This is a genomic window from Shewanella sp. ECSMB14102 (assembly GCF_000813075.1).
Classification (GTDB): Bacteria; Pseudomonadota; Gammaproteobacteria; order Enterobacterales; family Shewanellaceae; genus Shewanella; species Shewanella indica.
On record NZ_JWGX01000034.1, the window covers coordinates 1 to 9,141 of the forward strand.

7 protein-coding genes and 1 pseudogene are annotated in these 9,141 nt (G+C 56.5%); 6 read left to right on the top strand and 2 right to left on the bottom strand.

Annotation, left to right across the window (positions count from 1 at the left end; genetic code table 11):
* Positions 1-872: pseudogene (locus RC73_RS12710) on the bottom strand (hypothetical protein); the annotation flags it as partial.
* 424 nt (positions 873-1,296) lie between these two features.
* Between RC73_RS12710 and RC73_RS12715 the strand changes: the two are divergent.
* From RC73_RS12715 to RC73_RS12735, 6 genes are all read left to right on the top strand, one after another.
* Positions 1,297-2,583 carry an acetyl-CoA hydrolase/transferase family protein gene (locus tag RC73_RS12715; RefSeq protein ID WP_039034996.1) on the top strand — a complete coding sequence of 429 codons (1,287 nt, stop codon included), beginning with the start codon at positions 1,297-1,299 and terminating at the stop codon, positions 2,581-2,583.
* Between the two features lie 95 nt (positions 2,584-2,678).
* Positions 2,679-5,933 (top strand): nSTAND1 domain-containing NTPase, encoded by a 3,255-nt coding sequence (locus tag RC73_RS12720; RefSeq protein WP_052248183.1) that lies wholly within the window; start codon positions 2,679-2,681, stop codon positions 5,931-5,933.
* A 20-nt stretch (positions 5,934-5,953) separates the two neighbouring features.
* The gene (locus RC73_RS12725; protein WP_039034997.1) at positions 5,954-6,307 is read left to right on the top strand and encodes a DP-EP family protein; all 354 of its coding nucleotides are present in this window, start codon (positions 5,954-5,956) and stop codon (positions 6,305-6,307) included.
* 134 nt (positions 6,308-6,441) lie between these two features.
* Positions 6,442-6,588, top strand: coding sequence for a hypothetical protein (locus RC73_RS20775; protein WP_157823012.1), 147 nt, complete (start codon positions 6,442-6,444; stop codon positions 6,586-6,588).
* Between the two features lie 349 nt (positions 6,589-6,937).
* Complete coding sequence (locus RC73_RS12730) at positions 6,938-7,870, top strand: sensor domain-containing diguanylate cyclase (protein WP_052248184.1); 933 nt, start codon at positions 6,938-6,940, stop codon at positions 7,868-7,870.
* Positions 7,871-7,880: 10 nt separating this feature from the next.
* Positions 7,881-8,165, top strand: coding sequence for a hypothetical protein (locus RC73_RS12735; protein ID WP_039034998.1), 285 nt, complete (start codon positions 7,881-7,883; stop codon positions 8,163-8,165).
* Here the strand turns inward: RC73_RS12735 and RC73_RS21165 are convergent.
* Positions 8,135-9,141, bottom strand: a 1,007-nt coding sequence (locus RC73_RS21165) for a histidine phosphatase family protein (RefSeq protein ID WP_152608442.1), incomplete at its 5' end; no start/stop codon positions are given. The genes RC73_RS12735 and RC73_RS21165 overlap by 31 nt on opposite strands.

The following is a 9,141-nucleotide window of genomic DNA, read 5'->3' on the forward strand; positions in this document are numbered from 1 at the left end:
CCCCGGCGACCCAAGATCAATTGCTGCTTGCCCCGATCCCGCCACAGTTCAGTGTCGTCAATGTCAGCCTCTACCGGCCAGTCGCCCAGACTGTAGAAGAACTCCAGTACCGGCTGGGTTTGTTCAAGCGGTTGTTCATTGGCATAGGCCAGTAGCGGGGTTTGCTTTAGACGCTTGAGCAGCTGCGCCTTAAACCAGGGGTAATCGTCCGGATGCCCGGCAAAATGTTCCAGTAGGCTGAGGTTGACTGAAGCACCCTCAGTGGTCTGGAAAAAGCAGCGGCGATTCTGCTCGCCGTCGCAGTGCAGATAGGCGTGGATCAGTTCGCGGCGCCAGCCGAACTCCTCCACCAGTTTGCCCAGCAGTAACACAGGTTGGTAGAAGCTTTCCAAGTTCCAGTAAGGCACCAGAAAGGCGGCCAGATAATGGCTCAGCTCGGGATATTGCCTGGCCAGCATGTAGAGGGCTTCCACCCCGAAGACGTTGTAGTCATCGATAAAGAGAGCGCTGGAGTCATTGCGGCGGCGGGAGAAGGCCACCATGGCCTCGGCAGTGGCCTTGAGCTCGTCCAATAGCTCGGGAAAGTTCAGCGCTGCGGCAAAGAGTACTGGTTCGGTGTAAAAGCTGAGTCTGTGATCCCGGCGGGCAGTATCGAGGGCGTGTTCCAACAAGGGGCGGTTGGCACCGGCATCGTCACGGTTAAGCGGCCGCAGCTGCTGATTGACGAACTCGATATTGAACAGCAAGGAGCCATCGAGTCGAAAGGCGCTGCCGTCGTTCAGGTGTTGCCGGTATTGCAGCAGTGCCAGGGCGATGCTGGCGGGATCCTCTGGATTGAGGCTGACGCTGAGGGTCTTGTCGAACTGAGACATACTACTTCCTTGAAACTGGGGTCCTGCCCGGGCACTGGGATGTGACGTTTTTCGCCATGAGGCCCAAGGCTTGGCTAGTCTAACGACAGTGGCTTTGAGGGTAAACGCCTTATCCGCCACGGTGGCATTTTTGTGAGGCTCGCAGTTTGCAACCTGTTTGCTGTGGCGTAGCGCTCACTTTCCACAGTCGCGGGGGTTAGGTTGTTTGTCAGGGATTGCCCTTCACAGAGCAACTGGCTAGGGTTAAGGCCTTTTTGTACAGGAGTTGGTTTTCCCTCCGGCGGAGCCTGTCATGGCTTGGGTGAAGTCGTCTCGATGGGACAGCCCAAGTCAATCAGGCGGGATGTGGGAAAACAAATACGGCATTGCCTCAATCAAACTCTTGTCACGGAACGGTATAAATAAAAAATAAGGAAGCAGCAGTATGGCGCCAAGAGTTTGTTCCAGTGCACTGGAAGCGGTATCCCTGATAGGGAATGATGAATTTATCTGGACCCACTCTATGGGAGCCACCCCCAGAGTCTTGCTGGAGGCGCTGGCACAGCATGCCATGACGCGGCAGAACCTGACCTTGCTGCAACTGCATACCGAGGAAGCCGAGGCCTTGAGTGTGCCCGAGCTTAAGGGCCATCTGCGCCATCGCTGTTTCTTTGGCGGCGCCCCGACCCGCGCCCTGCTGGCCAGTGGCGAGGCGGATTATGTGCCTGTCTTTTTATCCGAGGTGCCCAAGCTGTTTCGCTCCGGCGAGCAACCCATAGATACGGCGCTGGTACAGGTGTCACCGCCTGACAGCCATGGCAACTGTTCGCTGGGGATCAGTGTCGAAGCCAGCCGCGCCGCTTGTGATGTGGCAGGCCGCATCATAGCCCATATCAACCCGCAAATGCCGCGCACCCATGGCGACAGCTTTGTACCCTATGACCGCTTTGCCGCCGTGTATGAACAGAGTTCGCCTCTGCCCGAACACCCCATGGCCGGAGCCGATGCCATCAGCCAGGCTATCGGCAAGCATGTGGCCTCTCTGGTTGAAGACGGCGATTGCCTGCAGATGGGCATAGGTGCCATTCCGGATGCCGTTTTGGGGCAGTTGGCAGACAGACGAAACTTAGGGATCCACACCGAACTGTTCTCCGACGGCATTCTGGCGCTTTATCGCTCCGGGGCGATTAACAACAGCCGCAAGAAGGTGCATCCGGGGAAGTTGGTCACCGGCTTTGCGCTTGGCAGTCGCGCCCTCTATGACTTTGTCGATGACAACCCCGAAGTGCTGTTTCTGGATATAGAGCAGGTTAATGACACCTCGGTTATCCGCCGCAACCCGCAGGTGATGGCCATCAACTCGGCGCTGCAGGTGGATATTTCCGGCCAGGTATGCGCAGACTCCATAGGTACCCGAATCTATTCCGGGGTAGGTGGGCAGATGGACTTTATTCGCGGCGCCGGTCTTTCTCCCGGCGGGCGCTCGGTTATCGCCCTGCCGAGCACGGCCGCCAATGGGGCGGTTTCCCGTATCGCGCCCGTGCTGAGCCCAGGTGCCGGGGTAGTGACTACTCGGGCCCATGTGCACTATATTGCCACCGAATATGGTTGCGCCAACCTCAGGGGGCGCAGTATCCGTGAGCGGGCCAGAGCCTTAATTGACATAGCGCATCCGGATTTTCGCGAATCCCTGTGCCGGGAGACATTCGAGCTCTGGGGTTTGAGTATTTGAGTTAACGCTCATTAGGTAAAATTTAACGCTGTTATCATGGTGTTAAATTTGTATACCGGGTAAGATGCGGTCAATCTCTTATCGCGGTAGGTTCCATGAGCGACAGCAGCTTCTTTTTGGGTGATTGGCAGGTCGATCCCGGCAGCAATAGTTTGCGGCTGGGAAAGCGCTTGCGGCAGTTGGAACCCAAAGCCATGGATGTGCTGCTGTATCTGTGTCGTCGCAGCGGCGAGGTAGTCAGCAGCGATGAGCTGCTGGATGCCTGTTGGCCCGGCAGCGACACGGGCGATAACCCGCTGCACAAGACCATCAATCAGCTGCGCCGGGCGCTGGATGACAAGGCCGGCGATCCTTCTTTCATCGAAACGATCCGCAAACGCGGCTATCGAATTGTAGCCGATGTTCGTTTCCCCATCGGCCACGAAGCCAGTTTGCCGTCGCTGGCCTGGAGCCTGGGCTCACCATTTCCCGGGTTAAAACCCTTCAGCGCCGATTATGCCGGGGTGTTTTTCGGCCGCAGCGAACAGATCAACGCCTTACTGGAACGCATAGCCCGGCAGATCAAACATGGCCGCGGGTTTTGCTTGCTGCTAGGCCCCAGCGGCAGCGGTAAGTCGTCGCTGATCAACGCAGGCATTTTGCCCAATCTGGCTTCGCCTCAGGGCTTTCACGGCATAGGCTTGGCCTGCTATTCGATACTGGATCTGGCCGATGTCGCCGAAGATCAACTGCTGCTGGAATTGGCCGCCGCCATGCTCGACTGGGAGCTGGACGATGCGCCGGTATTGGCAGGCTACAGCGCCGAAACGCTGGCGCATGCACTGGAACAGGATATCGACAGCCTCTGCGCCCAACTCTGCCAGGCGCTGCCGTCCCAAAGTTGGCAGAAGCCCAGGTTTGGCCTGTTTGTCGACCGCCTGGAAGTGCTGCTGTCATCGCCGCGCTTCTCGGCCGAAGCCCGTGAGCAGGGGCTGGCGCTGCTCGACACCCTGGCGCGTTCCGGAGCCGTATTGCTGCTCAGCGCCTGTCGCAATGAATTCTACCCTCAGGTGGTTGCCAGCCCCAGCTTGATGGCGGGCAAGGGCAATGGCGCCCATTTCGATCTCTTGCCGCCCAGCCGTCAGGAACTGCTGCAGATGATACGCTTGCCGGCCACAGCCGCAGGCTTGAGTTGGGAATTTGACCCTGAATCGGCACTGGGCTTGGATGAGCTGCTGTGCCGTGAGGCCGCCAGTAACCCGGATGCCTTGCCCATGTTGCAGTATATGCTGCAGGCCCTGTATCTGCAGCGCAGTGACGACAACCAGTTGCAACTGGCGGTTTATCACCGCCTGGGTGGGCTGGCCGGGGCTATAGGCCAGGCCGCCGAAGATGCCATCGCTTCCTTGTCGAGCTCGCAAAGGGCGGCCCTGCCGCGGGTGCTGTCGCTGCTGGTGACCCTCAGGGAAGATGAGCAGTCGGTCACCAGTCGCAGTGCCAGATATTCCGAATTGGCCACGGATGCCGAGCGTGCCTTGGTACAGGCCTTGGTCGACAGTCGGCTGTTTGTCTCCCATCTGGAGGACAGCGAACCTGGTTTCAGCATAGCCCATGAAGCCTTGCTCAGACGCTGGTCCAGGGCCAGAGACTGGATAGATAGCCACAGGGAAGGGCTGGCGGCCAAGGCCAGGCTGTTCCATCAGGCCAGGCGCTGGCAACAACAGCAGTGCAGCCGCGATTTTCTGCTGCCCCAGGGCAAGCCACTGACCGAAGCGCTGGCGCTGAAAAACGATCCCCTGCTTGAGCTGGATCCTGTCAGCGAAAGCTATGTTGCCGCCTCCAGCGCCAGAGGGCAGCGCCAACGGCGCCTCAAGGGCGCGACCTTCATGCTTTTATGTCTCTTGACCCTCATCTCGGTATTCATGAGTTATCGCAGCGTTGAAGCCGAGCATCAGGCGCAGGCAAAGCGCCTGGCGGCAGAAGACTTGCTGGGCTTTATGGTGGGCGACTTTGCCGACAAGCTGCGCAGCATAGGCCGGATGGATCTGCTCGATGGTGTCAGCAACAAGGCGCTGGATTATTTTCGTGAGGCCGACGGCAGCCTGAGTGAGGCGGCGCTGTTTCGCCATGGCCAGACACTGGAAGCCATGGGTGAGGTGGCCTATTCCCGTGGCCGGGTGGATGAAGCGGAAAAGGCACTGCTGGCCGCCAGAGACAAACTCTTGCCGCTGCTGTCCGGCAGTACAGATCAGCTGGAGCTGTTAAAGACCCTTGGCGCCAATGCTTTCTGGCTTGGGCAACTCAAGTATGACCAGAGCGATTGGCAGGGCACCCGCCCCTGGTTCGAGGCTTATCTGCAACACAGCCAGGCCATGTACCGACTGGCGCCGGACAACAGCGAAGCGCTGATGGAACTCTCCTACGCCCATAACTCTCTGGGGTCCTTATCGATGGAGCTGCAGGACTTCAGCAAGGCGCGCCAGGGCTTTGAAGAGTCGCTGCGGCTCAAGCTGATTGCATTGTCCGAGTCGCCGGATGATCCTCAGCGTCTGGCCGATGTCGCCAATGCCCGCTCATGGCTAGCCAGCGCCGCCAGTGCTGAAGGGGATATTCAAGCAGCCATCGCCATTCATAAGCAGATAGCTGAAGAGTTAAAACGGCATGCTCAGGGAGAACCCTATCAGCTATATAGATTATCCGGGAATCTGGAGATCTTGGCTCAGTTGTACAGAGCGGTGCAGCAACCCGAATTGGCCAGAGAGAGCGCAATTGAAGCCAGTCGGGCTATTGCTGCCGCACTTGAGGCCGATCCGGAAAATGAGCGCTGGCGAATGCAGCAATCTTTTGTTGAGGTGTTACTGGTTAGCTTGCTACCGGCATCAACAGAAAAAACGGCCATGCTTAATACTTTGAATGGATATATGGCCAGTGAGCCGTCAAGCGAAACCTCGACTAAACAGCTTAAATTGGAGGCTCGTTTTTGGTTGGCTGCTGCCAATGAGCGGCTCGAACAAGGTGATTATCAGCAAGCTCAGAAGCTTGCTTTGTTGGCAGAAGCGTTTTTTACAACATTAGGACAGAAAACGGTTTTGGGCACTGTCGATATGGGAGCCTTGGCCGAGGCTGGGCTTGTAACCGCCTATAGTGTGTCCATGTTAAATAACGATATAAGCTTTGCCTATACTCACTGCCAGAAAGTCAGCCGAATGCTGCAACCATGGGTCACTGTGAATCATGATGCCCGTATACTCGCGCCTTATGCTATGGCTTTGGATTGCATGGATGACCAACAGGAACTATTGAAAATGAAGGCTAAATTTGAGCCACTTGGTTATCGTTTTCGTCAATTTAAATACCCCCTCAAAAACTAACCTGAAACAAGGATGAAGCAATGTCTGTTCCCGTAAAAAATATCATTGTCACCATTACTCTGGATGACAACCGCGTGCCTCAGTTTGCCTATGAGCCGGACGGCCCAGTAGTGGTAGATAAGCCCAACACTCATATTATCTATAAGCTGCAGGACAAGACTGATATGGACTTGGCCTTTGTCGGCGCCTCTTTCGATACCCCCTTCGACGGTATTATCGATGCGGTCAAGACCGAGGCTCCGGATATGCTGATACTGATGGATACCAACTCAGTGGTGGGTAAGACAGGCTTTAGGCTGATCCTCAGTAACAGCAGCAACACTCTGCTGGTTTCAAGCCAGGATCCTGAAGTCGTGAATACCGGCAATAACTGAGCAAGTTTATGTTACTGAAAGGGTGTTCAACCCAGGCTTGATTACATTAACCTGGGTGGCTTCAGTCCTGAAACTACCCATTAAGTTTTTCATCTCCACATAAGGCATGTGGAGCGAATTGACATGGAGTCGTTATGCGTATTGCTTTGATGGCCAGCGCGCTGCTGGCAAGCTTTCCCCTGGCACTGAGTGCCGCTACTCAGGCCGAGATCGATCTGGCGATGGCGCCGGTAAAGAGTGACGCCGAGTTGCAACTCTTGCTGGCCGAGCCCGGATCCTGAAGTCGTAAATAAGCCTGACTAAACAAGTTGTAGAAGTGAGATATTCTGCTTGTTTTTGTTTAAATGTGGGGGCTCTAATCTTAAAGCTGTCACTAAGGATATAAAGTAACTATTTTCCCCGAATCGTGCCGAACGGGGGATTCTTTCCCGCCCGAAAAGCTCCAATGGTTGCCAATCATTGCCGTATTTCTGTGGTTGGACGCCTTTCCTGTCTACAGAAGGTTGGAATTATTAACGATATTTTTCAATTAATTACATCGTAAGCTTATCAGAAGGTTAGCCTTGTACGTACGCGCTAGAGTTATCCCTGTCGAAATTGAACAACCCGCAGGTCGGGAGGGAGAACAGCATGGCAAGCCCCTACAGCAATGAAGCTGGTTTTAGTCAGTGTGAGTGTGACAGCGAGGCTCTGGCGACCCTGATTGAGTGCATGCAGCAACCTATGGTGCTGGCCGATGGTGAGGGCAAAGTGCTGGCGGTGAACTCTCCGGCGGCCGAGCTGCTGGGCGATCAGAGCGAAACCTTTGCCGGTGAATTCTGGCATACCTGGTTGGCGGCGCCTTACCGTAGCCGCTACGCCAGCATGTTCAGCAGCCAATACGGTCGCCAGGTACCGCTGCAACATGGTCCCTGGGAGGTATTGCTCAGACGTGTCGATGGGGTGGAGCTGCCGGTGAATCTATCGCTTTCCTTTATTCAGGGCTTGCTGCCGCTGTTTGTGATTGGTTTGCATGATCTCAGCGGTCACAGGGATGAGATTAAACGCCTGTCCACCCTGGCGGCGACCGACTATTTGACCGGACTGGCCAATCGCCGCACCTTTACCGAGACACTGGAACGCCAGTGGCAGCAGTGCATCGATAAGCACAAGCCCATCAGCACCTTGATCATAGATGTCGACCATTTCAAACAGTTCAACGATCAGCATGGTCACCTGATGGGGGACGAATGCCTGAAATTGATGGCCAAGACCATAGCCGCGGCGTTGCCATCGCCCCAGTGTCTGGCGGCGCGTTTTGGCGGTGAGGAGTTTGCCCTGGTGTTGCCCGGATTCAACAGCGCCATGGCCTGGGTGGTGGCCGAGCAAATAGCCGAGGCCATTCGTAGCCTGGACTTCGTCAAATTGGGGCTGAGCCGTGAGGTTTGTGTCAGTGTCAGCCAGGGGATTGCCACTGAGATCAATGGCCAGTACCGCACGGCCGAGGCCATGCTCAGTGCGGCGGATACCGCCCTGTACCGGGCCAAGAGCGATGGCCGCGACAGGATCAAGTTATCCGCCTGAGGAGGATAGGATGAACTGGTATGTGATGACACTGATGCCCAGCGCCCGGGAGCGGGCCGACTGGTTTGTCAATATTCAGCTGCGGCGCTACTGCCATTCGCCGAAAAAAGCCGCCCTGAGACTGTGGAAGGGCTACTGCACCGAACCTTTGGTAAGGCAACTGCTGAGCGACTTACACCAGATAGCCGCGGCCGAGGGACAACTCCCGGCGGAAGAGCAGCGCTATTTGCAGGCCTTGCTGGCCCACTTCGACTGGTTGGCGAGTCAGCAACAGATGCGTTTGAGCCTCTCCTGAGCCTCACTGTGAAAGTGATAGAGGGCATCCTGAGGCTTGTCCTGACGCCAAAGTGCCTTGTCATCCAGGCCCAGCAACAGGGCGCGCAGGATAATCCCTGTCAGGCCGTGTGACACAAGGATCACCCGCTCCGGGGTTGCCGGATCGGTCAGCCAATGTGCCAGCCGCTGTTGCACCTGGAGTAGTGTTTCTGCGCCCGGGCCCTGCAGATACCAGTCATTGCGCCCGGCAAGCTCGGGTCTGGCGGCGTGGATATCGGCGACCCGGGTCTGCTCCCATTCACCTAAACCGCATTCAATCACCCTGGGCTCGGCAATAATGGCGCCGGGATCCCGGCAAAGCACCTCTGCCACCAGAGTCGCCGTTTCCATAGCCCTTCCCAGCGGGCTGGAAACCAGCTGAAATTCTTGTTCAGGATTGCCTGCCGATTGCCGCAGCTGTTGTTGCAAGGCAACACCATAGGCCTTGGCCTGTGCCCTGCCGAGTTCGGTCAGCGGTGAGTTACAGTGTCCCTGCAGCTTACCGGCGGCATTAAATTCAGTTTGGCCGTGGCGTAGTATAAATATTTCCTTTGGCATGGCGGTCAATTCCCGATACTGCTTAAACGGTTGGCTGCGAAAGAGGGTACTCCCCGGCTGCGCAAGGAGCAAGTTGGAGCTGAATACTAGTGGCCCACTTGCCGTGGGCTTCCTGTCCATCTGCACCGCAGGTGATGGGCTGTAGCTTAGCCAGCAGCTAAACCAGCAGATAAACCCAAGGTCATTGGTTAGTTTTTGCCTGAAGCTATCATAGCCGCTGTACCAGCGGCCTAAAGTCGTGGTGTAAGTGCATCCATGCACAAGAGCCAGTTCGCCATCCCTGGCTCTCGCTCGTAGCCGGTCGCTACGCGACACTCGCCAAACCACACCGGGCAAGGGGCTTTGCTTGTCCAAAGCCCCTTGCATCCCCAAGGACACCCCGACGTAGCCGAAATCCC

What these genes read in the sequence shown, in the direction of transcription:
- RC73_RS12715 (WP_039034996.1), top strand. Translation starts at nt 1,297, where the DNA reads ATGGCGCCAAGAGTTTGTTCCAGTGCACTGGAAGCGGTATCCCTGATA.
- RC73_RS12720 (WP_052248183.1), top strand. Translation starts at nt 2,679, where the DNA reads ATGAGCGACAGCAGCTTCTTTTTGGGTGATTGGCAGGTCGATCCCGGC.
- RC73_RS12725 (WP_039034997.1), top strand. Translation starts at nt 5,954, where the DNA reads ATGTCTGTTCCCGTAAAAAATATCATTGTCACCATTACTCTGGATGAC.
- RC73_RS20775 (WP_157823012.1), top strand. Translation starts at nt 6,442, where the DNA reads ATGCGTATTGCTTTGATGGCCAGCGCGCTGCTGGCAAGCTTTCCCCTG.
- RC73_RS12730 (WP_052248184.1), top strand. Translation starts at nt 6,938, where the DNA reads ATGGCAAGCCCCTACAGCAATGAAGCTGGTTTTAGTCAGTGTGAGTGT.
- RC73_RS12735 (WP_039034998.1), top strand. Translation starts at nt 7,881, where the DNA reads ATGAACTGGTATGTGATGACACTGATGCCCAGCGCCCGGGAGCGGGCC.